The 21,463-nt window shown below is 68.6% G+C and carries 21 protein-coding genes; 8 read left to right on the forward strand and 13 right to left on the reverse strand.

All coding sequences use genetic code 11. From position 1 onward, the window contains the following. Positions 1–126 precede the first annotated feature (126 nt). From bioD to ileS, 9 genes are all read right to left on the reverse strand, one after another. Positions 127–807, reverse strand: a complete 681-nt coding sequence (gene bioD, locus G3T14_RS00245; protein WP_163639021.1) for a dethiobiotin synthase — start codon at positions 805–807, stop codon at positions 127–129. A gap of 5 nt (positions 808–812) precedes the next feature. Continuing rightward, complete coding sequence (locus G3T14_RS00250) at positions 813–1,586, reverse strand: ferredoxin--NADP reductase (protein ID WP_163639022.1); 774 nt, start codon at positions 1,584–1,586, stop codon at positions 813–815. A 136-nt stretch (positions 1,587–1,722) separates the two neighbouring features. Then, on the reverse strand, positions 1,723–2,658 hold the full coding sequence (locus tag G3T14_RS00255) for a ring-cleaving dioxygenase (RefSeq protein WP_163639023.1): 936 nt from the start codon (positions 2,656–2,658) through the stop codon (positions 1,723–1,725). Positions 2,659–2,733: 75 nt separating this feature from the next. After that, on the reverse strand, positions 2,734–3,342 hold the full coding sequence (locus G3T14_RS00260) for a HupE/UreJ family protein (RefSeq protein WP_163639024.1): 609 nt from the start codon (positions 3,340–3,342) through the stop codon (positions 2,734–2,736). Positions 3,343–3,470: 128 nt separating this feature from the next. Further along, positions 3,471–4,769: a pitrilysin family protein gene (locus G3T14_RS00265; RefSeq protein ID WP_163639025.1), complete on the reverse strand. Its 1,299-nt coding sequence runs from the start codon at positions 4,767–4,769 to the stop codon at positions 3,471–3,473. 63 nt (positions 4,770–4,832) lie between these two features. Beyond that, complete coding sequence (locus tag G3T14_RS00270; RefSeq protein WP_163639026.1) at positions 4,833–6,218, reverse strand: pitrilysin family protein; 1,386 nt, start codon at positions 6,216–6,218, stop codon at positions 4,833–4,835. A gap of 132 nt (positions 6,219–6,350) precedes the next feature. Next, entirely contained in the window at positions 6,351–6,983 is a 633-nt protein-coding gene (locus G3T14_RS00275) for a hypothetical protein (RefSeq protein WP_163639027.1), read from the reverse strand. A 191-nt stretch (positions 6,984–7,174) separates the two neighbouring features. Further along, the gene (gene lspA, locus G3T14_RS00280) at positions 7,175–7,663 is read right to left on the reverse strand and encodes a signal peptidase II (RefSeq protein ID WP_163639028.1); all 489 of its coding nucleotides are present in this window, start codon (positions 7,661–7,663) and stop codon (positions 7,175–7,177) included. Between the two features lie 55 nt (positions 7,664–7,718). Then, positions 7,719–10,700, reverse strand: a complete 2,982-nt coding sequence (gene ileS / locus G3T14_RS00285) for an isoleucine--tRNA ligase (protein ID WP_163639029.1) — start codon at positions 10,698–10,700, stop codon at positions 7,719–7,721. 390 nt (positions 10,701–11,090) lie between these two features. Here ileS and G3T14_RS00290 point away from each other — a divergent pair, with 390 nt between their 5' ends. Further along, positions 11,091–11,357 carry a hypothetical protein gene (locus tag G3T14_RS00290; protein WP_163639030.1) on the forward strand — a complete coding sequence of 89 codons (267 nt, stop codon included), beginning with the start codon at positions 11,091–11,093 and terminating at the stop codon, positions 11,355–11,357. On the opposite strand, the gene G3T14_RS00295 is transcribed toward G3T14_RS00290, so the two are convergent. Continuing rightward, on the reverse strand, positions 11,348–12,193 hold the full coding sequence (locus G3T14_RS00295) for a DMT family transporter (protein ID WP_246732829.1): 846 nt from the start codon (positions 12,191–12,193) through the stop codon (positions 11,348–11,350). The genes G3T14_RS00290 and G3T14_RS00295 overlap by 10 nt on opposite strands. A 420-nt stretch (positions 12,194–12,613) precedes the next feature. On the opposite strand from G3T14_RS00295, the gene G3T14_RS00300 reads away from it, so the two are divergent. Then, positions 12,614–12,862, forward strand: a complete 249-nt coding sequence (locus tag G3T14_RS00300) for a hypothetical protein (protein ID WP_246732819.1) — start codon at positions 12,614–12,616, stop codon at positions 12,860–12,862. A gap of 123 nt (positions 12,863–12,985) precedes the next feature. Here the strand turns inward: G3T14_RS00300 and G3T14_RS00305 are convergent, their stop codons facing one another. Further along, on the reverse strand, positions 12,986–13,543 hold the full coding sequence (locus G3T14_RS00305) for a MarR family winged helix-turn-helix transcriptional regulator (protein ID WP_246732830.1): 558 nt from the start codon (positions 13,541–13,543) through the stop codon (positions 12,986–12,988). 321 nt (positions 13,544–13,864) lie between these two features. Between G3T14_RS00305 and rfbF the strand changes: the two genes are divergently transcribed. The 5 genes from rfbF (at position 13,865) to G3T14_RS00330 (ending at position 18,465) form a co-directional block, all read left to right on the forward strand. Further along, entirely contained in the window at positions 13,865–14,632 is a 768-nt protein-coding gene (rfbF, locus tag G3T14_RS00310; protein WP_163639034.1) for a glucose-1-phosphate cytidylyltransferase, read from the forward strand. A 66-nt stretch (positions 14,633–14,698) separates the two neighbouring features. Next, complete coding sequence (rfbG, locus tag G3T14_RS00315; protein WP_163639035.1) at positions 14,699–15,811, forward strand: CDP-glucose 4,6-dehydratase; 1,113 nt, start codon at positions 14,699–14,701, stop codon at positions 15,809–15,811. Continuing rightward, positions 15,808–17,037, forward strand: a complete 1,230-nt coding sequence (locus G3T14_RS00320) for a class I SAM-dependent methyltransferase (protein ID WP_163639036.1) — start codon at positions 15,808–15,810, stop codon at positions 17,035–17,037. The genes rfbG and G3T14_RS00320 overlap by 4 nt, the downstream gene beginning before the upstream one ends. Positions 17,038–17,041: 4 nt before the next feature. Next, the gene (locus G3T14_RS00325) at positions 17,042–17,569 is read left to right on the forward strand and encodes a dTDP-4-dehydrorhamnose 3,5-epimerase family protein (RefSeq protein WP_163639037.1); all 528 of its coding nucleotides are present in this window, start codon (positions 17,042–17,044) and stop codon (positions 17,567–17,569) included. Between the two features lie 5 nt (positions 17,570–17,574). After that, positions 17,575–18,465 (forward strand): NAD(P)-dependent oxidoreductase, encoded by an 891-nt coding sequence (locus G3T14_RS00330; protein WP_163639038.1) that lies wholly within the window; start codon positions 17,575–17,577, stop codon positions 18,463–18,465. A gap of 16 nt (positions 18,466–18,481) precedes the next feature. Here the strand turns inward: G3T14_RS00330 and G3T14_RS00335 are convergent, their stop codons facing one another. Both G3T14_RS00335 and G3T14_RS00340 read right to left on the reverse strand, forming a co-directional pair. Next, entirely contained in the window at positions 18,482–18,874 is a 393-nt protein-coding gene (locus G3T14_RS00335; protein WP_348645189.1) for a response regulator, read from the reverse strand. Between the two features lie 104 nt (positions 18,875–18,978). Further along, complete coding sequence (locus tag G3T14_RS00340) at positions 18,979–20,235, reverse strand: adenosylmethionine--8-amino-7-oxononanoate transaminase (protein WP_163639040.1); 1,257 nt, start codon at positions 20,233–20,235, stop codon at positions 18,979–18,981. 78 nt (positions 20,236–20,313) lie between these two features. On the opposite strand from G3T14_RS00340, the gene G3T14_RS00345 reads away from it, so the two are divergent. Then, positions 20,314–21,456: an 8-amino-7-oxononanoate synthase gene (locus tag G3T14_RS00345; protein ID WP_163639041.1), complete on the forward strand. Its 1,143-nt coding sequence runs from the start codon at positions 20,314–20,316 to the stop codon at positions 21,454–21,456. Positions 21,457–21,463 lie beyond the last annotated feature (7 nt).

Raw genomic sequence — 21,463 nt, forward strand, 5'->3', positions numbered from 1 at the left:
CTTCTCCGCAGTGGCGTCTCAAGGCGACGCTTGGCTACCGGGCGAGGTAGGGGGATCGCGCCGAGTCGTCCAGGGACGAAGGAGAAAGCGGAGGCGTTTGTCTATCGAATGTGATCACGGCCATCATCACTCCGCCCGAACGAGCTCCGAAAGGCCTTTCGGACAGGCACCGTCGCGGCCGATCCCGTAGACGGGAACGGTCACATGTCGGCGGATCGCCGCGATGACGGCCTTGGGCGGCGTCGGAGCCCCAAGGCTCTCGCAGACCACGATCCCCGCCAGGGCTACGTCATGCAGGCGCAGTGTTTCGGCCGCGGTGAGCGCGTGGCTGATCGCGCCGAGATAGCTGCCGGAAACGAGGACAGCCGGCAGCGACAGGGCCTTCAGCCAGTCGAGGCCCGTCGCCTCCGCCGTCACCGGGCTCATCACGCCGCCGACGCCCTCGATCAACAGGGTCGTGCTGGGCGGCGTTCGATCGATCTCTTCGCGGCACCAGTCGACGAGATCGGCCAGCGCCAGGGTGCGGCCCTCCAGGGCTGCGGCCAGATCGGGGGCGAGCGGTGCCCGGAAGCGCCAGGGCGAGCAGGCGGCAACCGTCTCGTCCGTCGGCGCCAGCCCCTGAGCCGCCAGCAGAATCGCGGTGTCACTGTCCCGAAACGCCGGATCGTCGAGGGCCGGAACGCCGCTCGCGAGCGGCTTCAGGGTGCGGACGGCGCCTCCCTCCGCCAAAATCCGTCGCGTCAGCGCGGCGGTGACGTAGGTCTTTCCGATCTCGGTGCCGGCGCCGGCAATGAAGACGGCGCGCACGCGGCTCACTTCTCGACGAAGGCCTTCTCGATGACATAGTGACCGGCCTCGCCGTGATTGCCCTCGACATAGCCGCTCTCGGTGAGGAGTGCGCGGGTGTCGCGGATCATGTCGGGCGAGCCGCACAGCATGAAGCGATCGTTCTCGATCGACATCTGCGGCAGGCCGATATCGTCAAACAGCTTGCCGGAGGTCATCAGATCGGTGATCCGGCCGCGGTTGCGGAACGGCTCGCGGGTCACGGTCGGGTAGTAGATCAGCCCGGCGCTGATGAGCTCGCCGAGGAACTCGTGATTGGGCAGGCTCTCGGTGATCGTCTCGCCATAGGCGAGTTCCGAAACCTGGCGGCAGCCGTGGACGAGGACGACTTTCTCGAAGCGCTCGTAGGTCTCCGGGTCCTTGATGATCGACATGAAGGGTGCGAGCCCCGTGCCGGTGCCGAGCAGGTAGAGGTGGCGGCCCTGGATCAGGTTGTCGAGCACCAGCGTACCGGTGGGCTTCTTGCCGACCATGATCGGATCGCCGACCTTGAGGTGCTGCAGCTTCGAGGTCAGCGGGCCGTTGGCGACCTTGATCGAGAAGAACTCCAGCTCCTCCTCGTAATTGGCCGAGACGACGCTGTAGGCGCGCAGAAGCGGCCTGCCCTCCACCTCGATGCCGATCATCACGAACTCGCCGTTGCGGAAGCGGAACGCGGGATCGCGGGTGGTGCGGAAGGAGAACAGCGTGTCGGTCCAATGGTGGACGGAGAGCACGCGCTCCTCGTTGAACTTACTCATCGACGGGTCCGTCTCGAATCTCGAAGCTTTGCTGGCGTCTTTTCGCACCTGCGGCAGGTCCGTCAAGACGGTGCGGGCGCGCAGCTGCTCGCCACCGCAACTGTTTGGAATCGCTCTTAATCCCGCGACCGGCGTTTCAGAGCGGCTTCAGCCCTGCCTCGATCTCGGCCCGGCGGCCTTCGAGGAAGGGTGGGAGCGCCAGGCGCTCGCCGAGGGTTTCCAGCGGCTCGTCGGCGGTGAATCCAGGGCCGTCGGTGGCGATTTCGAATAGGATGCCGTTGGGCTCGCGGAAGTAGAGGCTGCGGAAATAGTAGCGGTCCACCGGCCCGCTGGACGGCATCCGCTTTACTTTTAGGCGATCAGCCCAGGCTCCGTAATCCGCATCGGGGATACGGAAGGCGACGTGGTGGACGGCTCCGGCACCCTGGCGGGCGGCCGGCAGATCGGGCTGCGACAGCAGGTGTAGTTCGGCCGCCGGGCCGCCCTGCCCCATGGCGTAGACCTGCACTTCGCCCTCCGGCAGTTCATAGGTCCGGGCGTGGCTCATGCCGAGAACGTCCGTGAGCACCGCCTGGGTACGCGCGATCTCCGCGACGCTCAGGCGGATCGGGCCGAGCCCGCGGATCTGGTACGCTTCCGGCACGGGGCTCTGCGCCCAAGGATTGGCATCCCCGAGGCCGCCATCGTCGACGAGCATCAGGCGCTGGCCTTCCGCATCCTCGAAATCGAGGGTGAGGCGTCCGTCGCGCTCGATCGGAACCGCGTGACTCACGCCCTCTCGCGCCAGATGCGCGCGCCACCATGCGATCGCCTCCGTTCCTGCGACGCGAAGCGCCGTACGGCTGATGCTGTTGGTGCCGCGCCGCTCAAGCGGCGCCGGCCAATCGAAGAAGGTGACATCGGTCCCGGGCGCGGCAACCCCATCGGCATAGAACAGATGGTAGGCCGAGACGTCGTCCTGATTCACGGTCTTCTTGACGAGCCGCAGTCCGAGAACGCGCGTGTAGAACGCCGCATTGTCGGCGGCCTGCGCGGTGATCGCGGTGAGGTGGTGAATGCCGGTGAGATGCATCGAGCGTCCGAATTCGAGCGACGTCGCCCCTCAGATGGGGCGCAAGGCCGGCACATGCCAAAGCGAGCCGCGCCGTTAAAGAGCCCCAACTAGAAGACCAAGACCGGCCGCGGCGAGGCCGGCACCGACCAGCCGCAGCGCCGGACGGCCCGCACCGGTACCGAGGCCAGTGGCCGCAAGGCCGAGCCCGAGGCCGGCAGCGTGCAGGAGCGCGGTCGCGGCGACGAAACCGAAGCCACAGGCGAGACCGGAGGTGGAGTCCGGCATCTCGGCGCCATGGGCGTAGCCGTGGAACACCGCGAAGGCGCCGACCAGCGCCATCGCCCCGGCGACGGGGAGCGCCGTGCGCACGGCAAGGGCGGCACCAAGGACGACCACCGAGAGGGCGATCCCGATCTCGACGAACGGTAGGGCGAGTCCGGCGGCGCCCATCGCTCCGCCGACCGCCATCATCCCAAGGAAGGCCAGCGGCACGAGGACGACCGCACGGCCGCCGATCCGCGCCGCGATCAGTCCCACCGCCACCATGGCGAGCACGTGGTCGAGGCCGCTGAAGGGATGCAGGAAACCATGCGACAGGCCGGCGGCCCCGTCATGCCCCGGATGGGCAAATGCGGGTGTCGCGGCGAGGATCGCGGTCGCCGCGGTGGCCAGCACCGGCAGGGAGCGAAAAGCTGTCTTCATCCGGAAAGTCCCGAGATCCAAGGGATTGCGCGCTGCATCATCTCGCAACTGCCATTCCCTTACAAAGTCTTGGCCGGGCAAAGGCTTGCCCTCGCAAAATCCAGCTCTGCCGCCTTGCGCCGGCCGGATCAGAAATCCGTCGGGCGGCCGGCCGCGACCACGAGCATCCGGCCGTCGGCGAAGGTGCGGGCACCGGCACGGCGGATATCCGCCTGCGTCACGCTCGATACCAAGTCGTTGCGCCGCGCGATGTAGTCCATGCCGAGGCCTTCGAACGCGATCTGTACGAGCTGGTGGGCAATCTTGGTCGAAGTGTCGAAGCCGAGCGCATAAGAGCCGGTGAGGTAGTCCTTGGCCTTCTGCAGCTCCTCATCGGACGGGCCTTCGGTGATGAGGCGGCCGATCTCCTCGCCGATGACCGAGAGGGCCTCGCCGACGCGCTCGTTCTTGGTGGCGGTGTAGCCCCAGGTCATCGAGGCGGCGCGGTGGCTCACCAGCGATGTGCCCACCGAATAGGCGAGGCCGCGCTTCTCGCGTACCTCTTGGAACAGGCGCGAGGTGAAGGACCCGCCGCCCAAAATGTGGTTCAGCACGTAGGCCGGAATGAAGTCGGGGTCGCGCCACGGCACGCCGCCCATGCCGAAGCGGATCACCGATTGTGGCACGTCGATATCGACCACATGGCGTTGCCCGAGATTCTGCACGCTGGTCTGCGCCACGGCTGCGAGCGGGGCGACCAGGTCGAGGCGGCCAAAAGCGCGGTCGAGGGAATCGGCCAGACGCTCGGCGTCGATGGCGCCCACCGCCGCGACCTTCACGGCCCCGCGTCCGATGAGGGCCCTGTGCATGGCCACGAGGTCGTCGCGGGTGATCGCGGCGATGCTCTCGGCGGTGCCCGAGGAGGGACGGGCATAGGGATGGCCCGGATAGGCCTCGGAGAAGAAGCGGCGCGAGGCCATCACGCCGGGATCGTTCTGCTGGTAGCGCAGGCCGGCGAGAGTCTGCGCCCGCACCCGCTCGATGGCGTCGGGGTCAAGCCGCGGCTTGGCCAAGGCCAGCGCCAGGAGGTCGATGGCCTCGTCGGAATGCTTGACCAGCATCTTGAGCGAGCCGCCGAGCGCATCGGCCCCGGCATGGAACGAGAGCTCGATGGCGCGCGCGGCGAGCCGCTCCTGGAACGCATCGGAGGAAAGGTCGCCCGCGCCTTCGTCGAGGAGGCGCGCCAGCATCTGCGCGACGCCGGCCTTGCCCTCAGGGTCCTGCGCCGCACCGCCTTCGAAGGTAAAGGCCAGCGCAATCAGGGGCACCACCGGCGATTCGACATGCCACGCCTCGATACCGGACGCAGTCGCGACCGGGACGGCCTGCGTCGGCGAGGCCGAGGAGCGGGTGGCGGTGTCGACCAGATTGGTGGTGGCCACGGTCATGGGAACCTCATTCGTTGGCGTCGGGCGCGGCGGCGCCGCTGCCTCGTCTCATCCGGGATGGTTTCAGGCGCCGAGGCTCTCCGCGTCGCGGGCCTTGGTCAGGTAACCGGTGACGGAGCGGGCCGGCACGAGGTACCGCTCGGCCACCGCCATGAGGCGCGCCTTGGTGACGCCCTCGATGTCGGACGGCCAACGGCGGACCTCTTCGATGCTCTCGCCGATGGCGAGCGCCGAACCGTAGATGCGGGCGAGAGAGGACTGGCTGTCGGAGGAATAGACCGTCTCGGCCACCAGCCGGGTCTTGGCCCGCTCGATCGCCTCGGGCTCCAGCGCCTCCGAGGGGGCACGCCGCAGGACGCGGTCGACCTCCTCCTCCAGCTTCTCCAGGCTGACGCCTTCGGCCGGGATCGCGTAGACCGAGAAGCGGGTGTCGTCGATGGCCGAGCCCATGTACCAAGCGCCGGCATTCACCGCGACGCCGAGGTCCATCACCAGCTTGCGGTAGAGGTAGGAGGTCGAGCCACCGCCCATCACCTCGGCGAGCAGCTCGAGGGCATGGCACTCGCCATCCCGCGCCGTGATGCAGGACGGGGTGAGGTAGAGCCGCTGGAGCGTCGGCTGTTCGACCTTCGGATCGGCCACGGCGAGGCGGCGCAGCGCTTTCGGCTCGGGCTCGCGGGCACGAACCCGCACCGGCCGCGTGCCCTGGGGGGTGACCCGGCCATAGGTGTCGTCGGCCATGCGGCGGACATCGTCGGGGGTGACGTCGCCGGCCACTACCAGGATGGCGTTCTCGGGCGTGTAGAAGCGCTTGTAATAATCGAGGGCGTGGGTGCGGTTCAGTTCCTCGATCTCGTGCATCCAGCCGATGATCGGCGTGCCGTAGGGGTGATGCACGAACAGCGACGCGGCCATCGCCTCGGAGAGCTGGGCCGACGGGTCGGTCTCGACCCGCATGCGGCGCTCCTCCAGCACCACGTCGCGCTCGGGCGCCACTACGGCATCCTCCAGCACGAGGCCGGTCATCCGGTCGGCCTCGAATTCCATCATCGTCTTGAGATGGTCGCGCGCCACGCGCTGGAAATAGGCGGTGTAATCGTAGGAGGTGAAGGCGTTCTCCTGGCCGCCGAGGCCCGAGACGGCCTGCGAGAAGGCGCCGATCGGGTGCTTCTCGGTACCCTTGAACATCAGGTGTTCGAGGAAGTGGGCGATGCCGGACTGGCCCAACGGATCATCGGCTGAGCCGTTGCGGTACCACACCATGTGGGTGACGACGGGCGCGCGGTGATCGGGAACGACGACGACATCGAGGCCATTGTCGAGCGCGAACGCGCTGACCTCGGGGCCACCCGCTTCGGAGCGCCCGAACGAGGCGCCCTCCGCCCGGCCCGCGCTCGAATGGCTGCGGACGGGACCGAAGAGGGGCGTGTCCTTCCTGAACAGGTGCATCGGTTTTCCTTCAGCGTTCGGCCCTGACAGACCGTCCGTCGTGAACAGGGATGCCCGCTACGTCGCCCCGCGAGGCGCTCGGGTCGGGCATATCCCGTACCGCCGTCCATCCGGCGGCAGTACGGGACACGGCTAGTTGCGGGAGCGCTGGTAGACGCCCGGATCGGATTCCTCGCGCTCACGCGAGGGATTGTTGATGGGATCGCTGGTGTTCTTGGCGACTTTCTTCGGCGCCTTGCGGTAGCCGGTGGGCGGATCGGTGAGGACGTCGCGATCGGGCTCGGCGATCGACGGCTCGGACTTCGCTTCCGACCTCAGGCCGAACGGGTTCGACCAGAACGAAGACCGGTCCTCGTTCTCGCCCTCGGGTCGGCCAGGCTCGGTGCGCACCTGCGCGTCGGCACGACGCCCGCCGCGCATCTCGTCCACCGAGAGGGTCATGTTGTTGTCGTTCATGCGTCCCTGCGTGCCACGGGCAATGGGCTTTCGCGCATCGGCCGCCGCCCGCTCGCGCTGGACGATCTCGGGATCCTTGGGCCATTGCGGCGAGGCGTCGGCGCTGCGCGGCGTCGGCAGCGCCTTGCCGTCGAGCTTCGGCGGCATCACCAGCGGCGCGCGCTCGCGATAGGTGATGGCCGGCTTTTCCGGCTCGATCAGCCCGATGTTGCTCATGGCGTCGCGCAGGAACACGCCCTGCTGCGCCTGTGCGGCTCCGGAGGCCAGAACACCGGCCATTGCCAATAGGAACCCGCGATGCCCGATCATGTCGCCCCCGATGTCCATTCGGTCGCCGGGCCCGGCTCGCGGACCCGGATGGTCGCCCTGACGCGGGCGATCCTGATCCGACCTCGCCGGCCTGATCCCGGTTTCGGGCGATCGTATGGCGCCTTGACCGCAGCGCACCACCCTGCCGCAGACAACGATCCTCGGTGTGGTTTACGGATCACATACCCACACTAGATGTCGCGCGCCGCCCGGGAGGTGGCTGGACGCAGACTGTCGAGGATCAGTCCGACCACACCCGCCACGATGGCGGCGTCGGCGACGTTGAACACGTACCAGGACCATGTGCCCCAGTGCAGGTGCACGAAATCGAACACCGCACCGTAGACCGCCCGGTCGATGGCGTTGCCGATGGCGCCGCCGGCGACGAGGCCGAGAGCCAGTCCGAGCAGGCGGGACTTCGTCCGGCGCATCCATACCGCGAGCCCGATGGCCGCTGCCACGGAGACGGCCACGAGAAGCCAGCGCCCGATCCCGCCCTCCTGCTGGAACAGGCCGTAGGAGACGCCCTTGTTCCAGACCACGAGGAGGTCGGCAAACGAGGCCAGCCGCCAGGGCTGCGTCAGCACGAGGTCCGTGCCGAAATAGAGCCAGAGTTTGGAGGCCTGATCGAGCACCAGCGTGGCGACAAGCCCAGCGAGACCCAGACGAAACGGGGTCACGACCATGCCGATCCCCTCGCCCCGCAGCGTGGGGAAGGAAAGATCCGCGTCATTCTCACGCGGCGCTCGCCGTGCCATGAGCCGCATCCCACTCGCGCAGGGCCTGGGCGTCGCGCGGCGTCACGTCGGGATAGGCCGTATCAGCGCCGACGTCAGGCGTGACGCGCCAGGAGCGGGCGCATTTGCGGCCTTCGGCCAGGGCCGGCACGACCGCCACGCCGCGCACATCGTCGAGTCGGAACGCCTCTGCCGGGCCTTCACCGGCCACGATGCGGATCGCCGAGGTGATGCACACTTCAGCAAAATCGACTCCGTCGAGGGCGGCGCGCAGATCGTCATCGGCGATGGACATGGTAGGGGCCGCCTCCAGGCTGGCGCCGATGCGCTTGGCCGCCCGCTCGATCTCCAGCGCACCGGTGACGACCCGGCGCACGCGGCGGATCTTCTGCCAGCGAGCGGCGAGCGCATCGTCACGCCAGGCTGCCGGGGTTTCCGGCAGGGTCTGGAGATGCACCGAGCCGGTCTCCGACGGGTACCGGTCGAGCCACGCCTCCTCGGCCGTGAAGGCGAGGACGGGCGCCAGCCAGATCGTGACCCGGCGGAACGTCTCGTCGATCACCTGCAACGCGGCGCGGCGCGTCTGCGACGAGATCGGGTCGCAATAGAGCGCGTCCTTGCGCACATCGAAATAGAAGGCCGAGAGATCGCCGGTCATGAAGCCGTTCAGCAACGCCACCACACGCTTGGTGTCGAACGTGGCATAGGCCTCGCGGATCTCATCATCGAGTTCGCACAGGCGATGGCGGATCAGGCGCTCCAACTCCGGCAAATCGGCGTGCGGGATCTCGGCCCCGGGCGCGAAATGCGCGAGCGACCCCAGCATCCATCGCACCGAGTTGCGCAGCTTGCGGTAGGTCTCGGCGAAGGTCTTGATGATCTCCGGGCCGATGCGCAGGTCGTCGGCATAGTCCGAGGCCGCCACCCACAGGCGCAGGATATCGGCGCCCGAATCCTTGATGACGTTCTGGGGCGCCACGACGTTGCCCTTCGACTTCGACATCTTCAGGCCCTTGGGGTCGAGCACGAACCCATGGGTGAGGACGATGTCGTAGGGCGCGCGTCCGCGTGTCCCGCTCGACTCGAGCAGCGAGGACTGGAACCAGCCGCGATGTTGGTCCGACCCTTCGAGATACATCACCGTATCGGTGCCGCCGTCGCGCTTGCGTCTGATCCCGGCAAGGCCGGGGAAGTGGTCGGGATCGTCGAGCACGAAGGCATGGGTCGAGCCGGAATCGAACCAGACGTCGAGGACGTCCGTGACCTTGTCGTAATCCGCCGGATCGTGGTCGGGTCGCAGGAAGCGGGCGCCATCGGAATCCGTGAACCAGGCATCCGCCCCTTCCGCCTCGAACGCGTCCGCGATGCGGGCATCGACCCGCGCGTCGCGAAGAACCTCGCTGGTGCCCTTCTTGACGAACACGGTGATCGGCACGCCCCAGGCGCGCTGGCGCGACACCACCCAGTCCGGGCGGTTGGCGACCATGCCGTTGATGCGGTTCTTTCCCTGGGGCGGCACCCATTGGGTGTCGTCGATCGCCTTCATCGCCACCGCGCGCAGGGTGCGGCCGTCGAGGGACGCGACGGGCGTGTCGAGCGCGATGAACCATTGCGGCGTGTTGCGGAAGATGACTGGCTTCTTCGAGCGCCAGGAATGAGGGTAGCTGTGCTTGAGGGTGCCGCGCGCCACCAGGGTGCCTGCCTCCGTGAGTGCGGCGATGACCGCCTTGTTGGCGTCGCCCTTCTCGCCCTTATGGTTAAGGACAAGTTTTCCCGTGAAACCGGGCGCTTCCTCGGTGAGCGCTCCGTCGGCATCCACGGTGTAGGGGATGCGGGTGTCGATGCCGCGCGCCTGGAGTGCCCGGCCGTTAGCCATCCAGACATCGAAATCCTCACGTCCATGGCTCGGCGCGGTGTGGACGAATCCGGTGCCGGCCTCGTCGGTGACGTGATCGCCCTCGAGCAAAGGCACCTGGAAGTCGTAGCCGGGCACATGGCCGGCGAGCGGGTGGGCAAGCGTCAGGCCGCCGAGTTCGGCGGGGGTAACGTCACGCAGGCGCTCGAAGCCTTCGACACGCGCAGCGGCAAAGACCGAGGCCGCGAGGGTGTCGGCCAGGATGTAGCTGTCGCCGACCTTGGCCCAGTTTTCCTCCGCCGCACTCGTGACGCGGAACAGCCCGTAGGCGACCCGCTTCGCGTAGGCCACGGCGCGGTTGCCCGGCATGGTCCAGGGGGTGGTGGTCCAGATCACCACGCGGGCCGACGCGAGATCGCCAACCGCACCGGCGGTCAGCCGGAACGCCGCGAAGATCGTATCGCTCACATGGTCCTCGTACTCGACCTCGGCCTCGGCCAAGGCGGTCTTCTCCACCACCGACCACATCACCGGCTTCGAGCCGCGATAGAGCTGACCGGTGGCCGCGAAGGTCATGAGCTCGCTGGCGATGGTGGCCTCGGCGGCGAAGGTCATGGTGGCGTAGGGATGGTCCCAGTCGCCGGTGACGCCGAGGCGCTTGAACTCTTCGCGTTGCACGTCGAGCCATTGGCCGGCGAAGGCCCGGCATTCCTGGCGGAATTCCAGAACCGGCACATCGTCCTTGTTGCGGCCCTTGGCGCGGTACTGCTCCTCGATCTTCCATTCGATGGGAAGACCGTGACAATCCCAGCCCGGCACGTAGTTGGCGTCGTAGCCGAGCGCGCCCTGCGAGCGGACGATGACATCCTTGAGGATCTTGTTCAGCGCCGTGCCAATGTGGATGTTGCCGTTGGCGTAGGGCGGTCCGTCATGCAGTACGAATTTCGGCCGGCCGGCGGCCTGGGTCCGGATCTGGCCGTAAAGGCCCGTGGCGGCCCAGCGCTCGAGCAGCAGAGGCTCGCGCACCGGCAGGCCGGCCCGCATCGGAAACTCGGTCTGCGGCAGGAACAGGGTCTTCGAGTAGTCGCGGGCCGGCGCGGTGGCGGGATCTGTCTGGTCGCTCATGGTCTTCTGTAAGGTCTTGGCGCGGATCGTGGGCGGATCGGTGGCGAACACCGGAGCCGGCGGAGGAGGCGATACATAGCCCTCCCGGCATCCGCGCAAGGACCGCCGCGGCGATCCTCAGACGGAGGCCGGGCTCATAATTCGAAAGCGGCAGGCGCCGCGCGGATCGCCATGAGCGCACATCCGGCGGCTTCTAGCAGCGGCGGATGGCGGAGACCAGCGAGCTTTGACCAGAAGCGGCAGCGCCTGGCGCTTTGGCAAAGTGAGCCAAGTCATCATCGGCCATGCCACCTTTTCGAAGCTCGGCCGTTGATGACCGCGCAGATCGTCGACCCCCGGGTCGGCGTCGTGCGAAAGCCTCGAAAAATTCCCGAGAGAGGATACACCGCCATGAGAAAAGCACTGCTCGCCGCCACCCTCGTCCTGTCGGCCTTCGCTCTGTCCGGAGCGGCCGAGGCACAGGGCCTTCCGGGCGGCGTCCGCCGGGGTGCAGCCGAGGGTGACCGGGTCGCTGGTCCGGTCGGTGGCATCGTGGGTGGCGCGGTCGGCGGAGCCGTCGGCACCGTCAACGGGGCGCTCGGCATCGATCCGGGCCGCCGCGCTTATCGGACCCGGATGAAGTCGCGCCGGCACACCCGCCACCACCATCACCGCTGAAGCCGGGCCCTTTCGCGGCGCTCCTGCGCCAGCAGGTAGAGCCCCGAGCCCACGACGATGGACGCACCGAGCAGCGTCCATCGGTTCGGCACGTCACCGAAGATCAGATAGCCCAGAAGGACCGACCACAGCAGCTGGGTGTAAATGAAAGGCGCCAGCACGTTGGCCGGTGCGCGGGCATGGGCCAGCACCAGGAGCCAGTGCCCCATCGTACCGAACAGCCCGACACCGACGAGGAGCGCCCAGACCACCCATACGGTGGGCGTGGTCCAGATCCAGGGCACCAGCGGGCTCATCAGCGCGAGACCGGCAAGGCCGGAATAGAACATCGTCGTGGCCGTCGAATCCGTCGCCGCCAGCTTGCGCGTGGTGAGGACGTAGAACGCATAGCACAGCATGTTACCGATGCTGAGGAGCACCGCCGGCTGAGCCGGGCCAATTCCGGGGCGGACGATCACCAGCACCCCGAGGAAGCCGATGGCTATAGCGGCGAGCCGCCATCGGGAGGACCATTCGCCCAGCAGCGGACCGGCCAGAAGTGCCACCATCAGCGGTGTCGCGAACTGGATCGACAGGGTCTCGGCCAGTTGCAGGTGCCGCAGGGCCAGGAAGTTCAGCGCCGTGGAGCCGAACAGCAGCAGCGAACGCAGGGTCTGAAGGCCGAGGCGATTCGTGCGTGCGACCCCCGGCGTGGTCAGCGGATTGACGAACAGCGAGACCAAGGCAACGCTCACCGCGTAGCGCATGAAGGTCGAGAGCAGCGGATCGACACCGAGACGCGCGAGACTTTTGGCCGAGGCGTCGAGGCAGGCGAAGAACGCCAGCGTGCCGCACATGAGCCCGATGCCGACACGCCGCCGGTTGGCAGCCTCCGTTTCCCCCACCGCGTTCATCCCGAATGACTGGAGACGCGTCCAAGGAGCGGCGCCCGAAGACGGCGGTTTACGGGAAAGCCGCGACGGGGGCACCCGCCCGGCGAGCGGGGCGGCTAAGCGGGCCGAGACCACAGTTCGGCCTCGACGCGCCACCCGACCGCGTGCCATCCGCCGCAATGCATCGGGTCATGACGCGAACATTGGAGCAGCGCGTACGTTTTTGCACCTAACTCGCTATTCGACACTAAAAAGTGCCCGTCTACAAAATGTTAGAGATCGTAGGCTACCGTCACTGCAGACGAAGGCTGCAACATACTTTCGATCGGAACCGATATGGCGAAATGGATTCCAGGCATCGCCACGTTTGGATTGCTGTGCCTGATGATTATCCCCGCTCCGGGCATCCTGGGCATCGTCATCGGCGGATGCTGCGTCCTCGCCATCGCGATCAGGGCGATGATGTGGTTGCTCGATGGCATGGCCACCCGGCTGCTCGGCCTGGCGGGACGCCTGCGCGGAGGCCGCAACGGCAAGAGCCGGCGTAACGTGCATGCCGGCTCCGGCATTGCCAGGAAATCCGCGGAGCGGGTGCGGCCTCCCGCCCCTGCCCAGGCCGCCCGGCGGCTCTGACGGAACGCAACGAGACGGCTCGCCCGACATGACATCGGTTCCGTAGGCACGGACGCGATACTCGTGCTTTGAGCGGCTGCGTTGTTTTCGACCGAACCGAGACCGGCCCCGTTCGAAACCAGTCTAGATCGAGCGCTCGATCCCGTCCTGCGGAATTGGAACGACCAGCGCGTCGGCGTCGTCCTCGTCGATCTCGGAATCGCCCTCGACCTCATGGCCGGTGGCGCCCGAGGCGTCGGCGAGGTTGCGAGCGGCCTTGCGCAAGAGCTTGCGCAGGCGGCGGCGCTCCTTGCCGTCGAACCCATCGAGGAGTTCGGCCTCGACCTCATCCCAGATCCGCTCGATGGCCTCGGCCTTGGCGAGCCCCGACTCGGTGAGGCGGACCCGCACGATGCGCCCGTCGCCGGCCTCGGCGCGGCGCTCGACGAAGCCCAGCGCGGCGAGCCGTGAAATCGTCTTCGATGCCGTGGGTGGCCGCACCCGGAGGGTCGCGGCCAGATCGCCCATGGTCATGGTGCCGGCCGCGGCCAGCGCCTGCACCACCTGCTCCTGCCCGGCGAACAGATCGTGGGCCGCCAGCCGGTCGCCGACGCGGGAGCGGTGCAGGCGCGCCGCCTGGACGAGCGCCCAGCCGACGCTCTTGGAGCCGGGCGGACGGATGCGCTTGTCGGCCTTGGTCATGGTCCCGTCGGTATCCCTGTCGGTCCTGATGTCCCGCGGCAGGATGCCGGGCACGGCCGCTGGTCTCTCGTCAGCCGCCTGCATCCTTCGTATCCCTTCGTTCGGGCGCACGCACGCTGCACCTGTGCCCCGGCGATCCGGGTGCACGCCACCGACAGGCCGGCAACTGACAGCCGCACATGAAGCTGCGATGACACCGCCGCCGCGAAACCGGGCGATCGCATCGTTTTACCGGCGGAACCGCTCGCCTGGACGGGCGAGACTCCCTCGACTACGTCTCCCCTGTCCGCCGATGACGGGCGAGCGAGCTTTGAGGCGTCCATGAAGGCAGTCATCCTCGCAGGCGGGCTCGGCACACGCCTCTCCGAGGAGACGGTGACGCGCCCCAAGCCGATGCTGGAAATCGGCGGGCGGCCGATCCTGTGGCACATCATGCAGATCTTCGCGGCGCACGGCGTCACCGAGTTCGTGATCTGCCTCGGCTACAAGGGCTACGTCATCAAAGAGTTCTTCCTGAACTATCGGCTGCACCTCTCCGACGTCACCATCGATGTCGGACGCGGCCATGTCGACTTCCACCGCAGCAACGCCGAGGATTGGCGCGTCTCGCTGATCGAGACCGGCGAAGGCACGATGACCGGCGGCCGCCTGAAGCGGGTCCGCGACTATCTCGGCGACGACGACTTCTTCATGACCTACGGTGACGGCGTCGCCGACGTCGACCTCACGGCCTTGGCCGCCTTCCACAAAGCTCAGGGCAAGCTCGCGACGCTCACCGCCGTGACGCCCCCGGGTCGCTTCGGCGCGCTGGAACTCGACGGGACGCGGGTGCGCAATTTCCGCGAGAAGCCGGCGGGCGATGGGGCGGCCATCAACGGCGGCTTCTTCGTCCTTTCGCCCCAGGTGCTCGACCGGGTGGCCGGTGATTCCACCGTGTGGGAGGCCGAGCCGCTGGAGAGCCTCGCCCGGGAGGGACAGCTCGCGGCCTATGTCCATTCCGGCTTCTGGCAGGCGATGGACACCCTACGCGACAAGAACCACCTCGAAGCGTTGTGGGCGGAGGGGCGTGCGCCGTGGAAGTGCTGGTAGGCGCGCCCGTTCCTGACATCGGCCGCGGGTCGGTGTAACGAGGCTGCGTCCGGAGACCCCAACGGCGTGCAACCCTTCCTCTCCTCGAGCACATCGACCAAGGCCCTCAACCCCGATCCCGCCTTCTGGGCCGGCCGGTCGGTGCTCGTCACCGGGCATACCGGCTTCAAGGGCGCCTGGCTGAGCCTGTGGCTGGAGCGGCTCGGGGCGCGGGTGAGCGGACTCGCGTTGGCGCCGGACACCTCCCCCGCCTTGTCCGATCTCGTCCTGGCCGGACAGATCGACGGACGGATCGGCGACATCCGCGACGCCGGCATCGTGCGGGCCTGCCTCGCCGAGACCCGGCCCGAGATCGTGATCCACATGGCGGCCCAGGCCCTGGTGCGCGCGTCCTACCGCGATCCGCTGGCCACCTACGCCACCAACGTGATGGGCACCGCGCATGTGCTCGACGCCGTGCGCGCCACGCCGTCCGTCCGCGCCGTCGTGGTGGTGACGAGCGACAAGGCCTACGAGAACCGCGAATGGCCCTATGGCTATCGCGAGACCGAGGCGCTCGGCGGCCACGATCCCTACAGCAGCTCCAAGGCCTGCGCCGAACTGGTGACGAGCGCCTACCGGGCGTCGTTTCTGGCGACACGCGACTGCCGGGTCGCCACCGCACGGGCCGGCAACGTCATCGGCGGCGGCGACTGGTCGGAGGACCGGCTGGTTCCCGATATCGTGCGGGCGTTTGCGCGGGGGGACTCCGTCGAGATTCGCGCGCCGCATGCGACCCGGCCCTGGCAGCACGTGCTCGAACCCTTGAGCGGTTACTTGCGCTTGGCCGAGGCTTTGTGCGGGACGGACGGCGCGGACTTCGCGCAAGCCTGGAATTTCGGGCCGACTGACGAGGATTGCCGCCCCGTCGCCCACATCGTCGCCACGCTCGCCGAGAGTTGGGGAGGGCAGGCCGCCTGGCACCTCTCACAGGAGACCCACCCGCACGAGGCGACCTTCCTGAAGGTCGACGCCTCCAAGGCCCGCAGCCGCCTGAGCTGGGACCGGCGCCTGCGCCTAGACGAAGCCCTGGCCTGGACCGCCGCGTGGCACCGCAGCCAGGTGGACGGCGCATCGGCCCTCGACCTGACGCTGGCGCAGATCGCCGCCTACGCAACGCGAGGACGCGAACACCCGTGACGATGCCAGCCTGCCGCGCCTGCGGCGCCCTCCTACGCCACAGCATCGCCGATCTCGGACTGTCGCCCCTGGCCAACGCCTACGTGCCGGCCTCCCGGGCCCGGATGGGCGAGATGTACCAGCCCCTCCACGCCCATGTCTGCGAGGCCTGCTTCCTGGTGCAGCTGGAGGCGTTCGAGACGCCGGAGGCGATCTTTTCGGACTATGCCTATTTCTCCGGCTTCTCGGCGGGCTGGCTTGCCCATGCGGAAGCCTATGTCGACGCCATGCAGGCACGCTTCCATCTCGACACCGGAAGCCGGGTGGTCGAAGTGGCGAGTAACGACGGCTACCTACTGCAATACGTGGTCGCGCGCGGGATACCGGCCCTCGGGGTCGAGCCGGCGGCCAATGTCGCCGCCGTGGCGCGCGCGCGCGGCGTGCCCACCGAGATCGCCTTCTTCGGCGAAGCGACGGCGCGGCGCCTGCGCGGGGACGGGCATGCGGCCGACCTGATGGTCGCCAATAACGTGCTCGCGCACGTGCCCGACCTGCACGATTTCATCGAAGGCTTCCGGGTTCTTCTGAAGCCGCAAGGGGTCGGCACCTTCGAGTTCCCGCACCTCCTGCGGATGATCGAGGAACGCCAGTTCGACACGATCTACCACGAGCATTTCTCGTATCTCTCGCTCGGGGTCGTCTCCGGCCTGCTCGAACGCCACGGCCTGCGGGTGTTCGACGTCGAGGAGCTGCCGACCCATGGCGGGTCCCTGCGGGTGTTCGTCTGTCACGCCGCGTCCGCTCACGACCGGAGCCCGGCCGTCGCGCGCGTGATGGCGGCCGAGCGAACGGGTGGCCTGTTCGATCTCTCGGGCTACGATGCCTTCGCCGATGCGGTGGTCGGCATCAAATGCGCGACCCTGAAGTTCTTGGTGGAGTGCCGGGCGAGTGCCAAGACCGTCTGTGCCTACGGGGCGGCGGCCAAGGGCAACACCTTCCTCAACTATTGCGGCATCGGGCGCGAATTCGTGACGGCGGTGGCCGATCGCTCGCCGCACAAGCAGGGCACCCTGCTCCCCGGCAGCCGCATCCCGGTGATATCGCCCGAGGCGCTTCTCGCGATGAGGCCGGATTACGTCCTGATCCTACCCTGGAACCTCAAGCACGAGATCATGGCGGAGATGGCCGAGATCCGGAGCTGGGGCGGCCGCTTCGTCACCGCGATCCCAAACCTGACGGTGACCTGACGCGATGGACTTCGCCGAACTCCCGCTCGCCGGCGCCTACCGGGTGACGCCCGAGCCCGTCACCGACGCGCGCGGATTCTTTGCCCGCACCGTGTGCGAGGACGACTTTTCCGCGCACGGGCTGATCGGACGCTTCGCGCAGTCGAGCGTCTCGTACAACACGCTCAGGGGTACGGTGCGGGGCCTGCACTATGCGGTCGAGCCCCATGCGGAGACCAAGCTCGTCCGCTGCACGATGGGGGCGATCCACGATGTGATCGTCGACCTGCGACCGGACTCGGCCACCTATCTGCAGGCATTCGGTACGGAGCTGACGGCAGAAAACCGCGCCGCCCTCTACATTCCGGCGGGCTTCGCCCACGGCTTCCAGACGCTCACCGACGCGACGGAGGTCCTGTACATGATCGACCGGGCCTACGTGCCGGGTGCGGCGCGGGGCCTGCGCTGGAACGATCCCGCGCTCCAATTCACGTGGCCGGAGCCCGTGACGGTGATCTCGGACCGCGACCTCGCCTTCCCGGACTGGACCTGATTCACGTGAAACGCGTCCTCGTCACCGGTGCCTCCGGCTTCGTCGGCCGCCATGCGGTGGAGGCGCTGCGGATGCGGGGTTTCGAGGTTCACGGCGTCGGCCGTGGCGGCGACCCGGCGCATCACCCCACCGACCTGCTGAACCCGGCAGAGCGGCGCGCCCTGATGGACGCGGTTCGGCCGAGCCATTGTCTCCACCTCGCCTGGGATGCAGAGCCCGGCCGCTACTGGACCTCGGAAGCAAATCTCGATTGGGTGGCGGCGAGTCTCGATCTCGCCCGGAGCTTCGTCGCCTGTGGCGGACGGCGCTTGGTGGTGGCGGGGACCTGCGCCGAGTACGAATGGGGCACACCCCGCTTGCATGAGACCGCGACCCCGTGCCGGCCGGCGACCCTCTACGGTGTCGCCAAGGACGGAACCCGCCGCATCGTCGAGGCCTATGCCCGGACGGTAGGCCTCTCAGTGGCCTGGGGACGGCTGTTCTTTCTCTACGGTCCGGGCGAGCGACCCGGCCGACTCGTCGCCGACGCGACCTGCGCGCTACTGGCCGGGACACCGTTCGCGACCTCGCCGGGACACCAGATCCGCGACTTTCTGCACGTGGCCGACGCCGCGGGCGCCCTCGCCGCCCTCCTCGACAGCCCTGTGGCGGGGGCGGTGAACATCGGATCGGGGAAAGCCGTGCCGGTGCGTACGTTGCTCGACGGCATCGCGCTGCTCACGGGCCGCCCCGATCTCATCGCCTACGGCGCGCGTCCGCTCGGGCTTGGCGAGCCGGCCGCGATCGAAGCGGACATTCACCGACTTTCGGACGAGGTCGGGTTCGCGCCCCGCTTCGATCTCGATGCGGGGCTCGCCGATACGGTGGCGTGGTGGCGGCAGCAAACTGACGGTTGACTGCAACTTTCCCGCATCAACAGTGCAGCAATCCCTGCAACTGATGCAGGATATCCTCTCCGGTGCAGGGCCGCGCAATGAAGCGGGCGCCGGGGGGCATACGCTCCGGGTCAGGGGCCGCACGGCCCGAGACGATGACGATGGGAAGCTGGGGCCGCGCCTGGGACACGGCGTTGGCGAGTTCGAAACCGTTGGTCCGGCCCGACAACTCGACGTCGGTGACGAGCCCGCAGATGTCGGGCCGCGATTGCAGGATACCGAGGGCCCGTTCGGCGGACGCGCATTGCACGGTCTCGTAGCCACCACCCTCGAGCACGTCGCCGAGGTCCATGATCGTCAGTGCCTCGTCCTCCACCAGGAGGATCACCGGCCGCGCGTCGCCTGAGCTCGTCGTCTCATCCACCACGATGCGTCCTCCAGACTGTTTCTCGGCAAGCAGGCCGGGGCGCACACCATTCGCGGGCGCCGAGCCCATGCTAACCCAACGAGGAACCGCCTCCCGAGTTGCAGGGCTCACGGGTGCGTCGTCTCGCGCACGATGGCAGCGACAGCGGTAAGAAGCCGGTCGAGGTCGGACGCCGCGATGGTGAGCGCAGGCGTCAGGTAGACGATGTCCCCGAAGGGCCGGACCCACATGCCGTGCTCGACGAAACGCCGCTTCAGATCGGCGAGATCGGGAGGCTGCGCGAACTGGACCACGCCGATCGCCCCGAGGGTTCGCACGTCGGCGATCCCGGGCACCGCCCGCAGGGGCTCCAGGCCGGCGGCGAGGCGGACGCCGATGGCGCGGGCCTGATCGAGGCGCGGTTCCGTGGCGAAGAGGTCGAGGCTCGCCTCCGCCGCGGCGCAGGCCAGCGGGTTCGCCATGAAGGTCGGGCCGTGCATCAGGGCGGCGGCGGGGTCGTCCGACAGGAACGCCTCGAAGACGCTGCGCGTCGCCACCGTGGCGGCCAGCGCCAGGGTGCCGCCGGTGAGCGCCTTCGACAGGCACAGGATGTCGGGCACGATGCCGGCCTGCTCGCAGGCGAACAGCGTCCCGGTGCGGCCGAACCCGGTGAAGATTTCGTCGGCGATGAGCGGCAGCCCGTGCCGGTGGGCGAGGCGCGCGATCGTCGCCAGCACCTCGGGAGGGTGCATCCGCATGCCTCCGGCGCCCTGGACCAGGGGCTCGACGATCACCGCCGCCAGGGTCTCGCGGTTGGCGGCCATGCAGGCATCGAGGGCCGCAGCCTGGCCGGCACCGAACGGCAGATCGCAGAACACCTGCGCCGGCAGATAGGCGCCGAAACGCCGATGCATCCCCTCCTCCGGGTCGCAGACCGACATCGCCCCCATCGTGTCGCCGTGATAGCCGCCGCGGAAGGCGAGGAACCGGCTGCGGCCGCTCACCCCGCGGTTGAGCCACATCTGCGCGGCCATCTTCAGCGCCACCTCGACCGCCACCGATCCGGAATCGGTGAAGAACACGTGGTCGAGGTCGCCCGGCAGCAGGGCGGCGAGGCGGCTCGCGAGACGTTCGGCCGGCGCGTGCGTCAGGCCGCCGAACATCACGTGCGGCATCGCCTCGAGCTGGGCGGCCACCGCCGCGCGAATGTGGGGATGGTTGTAGCCATGCGCCGCCGTCCACCACGAGGCGATGCCGTCGATCAGCTCGCGCCCGTCGGCGAGCACGATGCGCGAGCCGTGGGTGCGCACCGCCTCGAGGGGCGGCATCGCCGTCTTCATCTGGGTGTAGGGCCGCCAGAGGGCGTCGCGGCGTGGGTCGGTCATCCGAGCGGGATGCTCGGGCGGGCCCGGCGGGTCAAGCGCGACTTGACAAGCCGGGAGCCGCCGGCGCCTTCAGCGCCCATGTCCGACAGGTCAAGCCTCGACGCCTTCGCGCACGCCACCCTCGCCGAACTCGACGCCAAGGCCCTGCGCCGCCGCCTCGTGGCCACCACGCGCGGGGCCGAAGCCGCGGCGCATCGCGACACGCGCGCCCTCGTGTCGTTCTCCTGCAACGACTATCTCGGCCTCGCCAACGACCCGCGCGTGATCGCGGCGGCCCACGACGCCCTCGACCGCTACGGCGCCGGAGCCGGGGCCTCGCGGCTGGTGACCGGCAACCATCCGGTACTCGTGGCGCTGGAGGAACGGCTCGCCGCACACAAGGGCACCGAGGCGGCCCTCGTCTTCGGCAGCGGGTATCTCGCCAATCTCGGGATCGTGCCGGCGCTGGCCGGCGCGCAGGACCTGATCCTCGTCGATGCGCTCGGCCATTCCTGCCTGTTCTCGGGGGCACGGGTCTCGGGCGCGACGATGCTGCGGTTCCGCCACAACGACGTCGACCACCTGCGCGCGATCCTGTCCGCGCGCCGGGCCAAGCACGGGCGGGCGCTGATCCTCACCGAGCGGGTGTTCAGCATGGACGGCGACCGGGCGCCCCTGTCCGAAATCCTGGCGGTCGCGGCCGAGTTCGAGGCCTGGACCCTGGTGGACGACGCCCATGGCCTCGGCGTGGTCGAGGCCGGCGCGCGCGCGCCCTTGGAGATGGGCACCCTGTCGAAGACGCTCGGCTCGTATGGCGGCTATCTGTGCGCCTCGCAGGGCGTGATCGACCTGATGACCAACCGGGCGCGCAGCTTCGTCTACACCACCGGTCTGCCCCCGGCCTCGGCCGCGGCGGCGCTCAGAGCGCTGGAGATCGTGCAGGCCGAGCCGGAGCGGGCCGCCCGACCGTTGATGCTGGCGCGCCGCTTCACCGCCCGGCTCGGGCTGCCGGAGGCGCAGAGCCCGATCGTGCCGATCCTGATCGGCGAGGCGGACGCGGCGCTCGCCCTGTCGGCAACCCTGGAGGAGCGCGGCTTCCTCGTGGTGGCGATCCGACCGCCCACCGTCCCCGCCGGCACCGCCCGGCTGCGGGTGGCGTTCTCGGCGGCCCATTCAGAGGCGCAGGTGGAGGCGTTGGCGGAGGCGTTGGCGGCGCTGACCGCTTCCACCCTCCGAGGCTAAGCGCCGG

The organism is Methylobacterium sp. BTF04 (assembly GCF_010692745.1).
Taxonomy (GTDB): Bacteria; Pseudomonadota; Alphaproteobacteria; order Rhizobiales; family Beijerinckiaceae; genus Methylobacterium.

Excerpts from the sequence above, each read along its gene's own strand:
- G3T14_RS00300 (WP_246732819.1), top strand. The coding sequence starts at position 12,614 with ATGATTATCCCCGCTCCGGGCATCCTGGGCATCGTCATCGGCGGATGC.
- ileS (WP_163639029.1), bottom strand. The coding sequence starts at position 10,700 with ATGAGCGACCAGACAGATCCCGCCACCGCGCCGGCCCGCGACTACTCG.
- G3T14_RS00325 (WP_163639037.1), top strand. The coding sequence starts at position 17,042 with ATGGACTTCGCCGAACTCCCGCTCGCCGGCGCCTACCGGGTGACGCCC.
- G3T14_RS00305 (WP_246732830.1), bottom strand. The coding sequence starts at position 13,543 with ATGACCAAGGCCGACAAGCGCATCCGTCCGCCCGGCTCCAAGAGCGTC.
- G3T14_RS00275 (WP_163639027.1), bottom strand. The coding sequence starts at position 6,983 with ATGATCGGGCATCGCGGGTTCCTATTGGCAATGGCCGGTGTTCTGGCC.
- G3T14_RS00260 (WP_163639024.1), bottom strand. The coding sequence starts at position 3,342 with ATGAAGACAGCTTTTCGCTCCCTGCCGGTGCTGGCCACCGCGGCGACC.
- G3T14_RS00265 (WP_163639025.1), bottom strand. The coding sequence starts at position 4,769 with ATGACCGTGGCCACCACCAATCTGGTCGACACCGCCACCCGCTCCTCG.
- rfbF (WP_163639034.1), top strand. The coding sequence starts at position 13,865 with ATGAAGGCAGTCATCCTCGCAGGCGGGCTCGGCACACGCCTCTCCGAG.
- G3T14_RS00340 (WP_163639040.1), bottom strand. The coding sequence starts at position 20,235 with ATGACCGACCCACGCCGCGACGCCCTCTGGCGGCCCTACACCCAGATG.
- G3T14_RS00295 (WP_246732829.1), bottom strand. The coding sequence starts at position 12,193 with ATGTGCGGCACGCTGGCGTTCTTCGCCTGCCTCGACGCCTCGGCCAAA.
- G3T14_RS00250 (WP_163639022.1), bottom strand. The coding sequence starts at position 1,586 with ATGAGTAAGTTCAACGAGGAGCGCGTGCTCTCCGTCCACCATTGGACC.
- G3T14_RS00255 (WP_163639023.1), bottom strand. The coding sequence starts at position 2,658 with ATGCATCTCACCGGCATTCACCACCTCACCGCGATCACCGCGCAGGCC.
- G3T14_RS00345 (WP_163639041.1), top strand. The coding sequence starts at position 20,314 with ATGTCCGACAGGTCAAGCCTCGACGCCTTCGCGCACGCCACCCTCGCC.
- G3T14_RS00270 (WP_163639026.1), bottom strand. The coding sequence starts at position 6,218 with ATGCACCTGTTCAGGAAGGACACGCCCCTCTTCGGTCCCGTCCGCAGC.
- G3T14_RS00290 (WP_163639030.1), top strand. The coding sequence starts at position 11,091 with ATGAGAAAAGCACTGCTCGCCGCCACCCTCGTCCTGTCGGCCTTCGCT.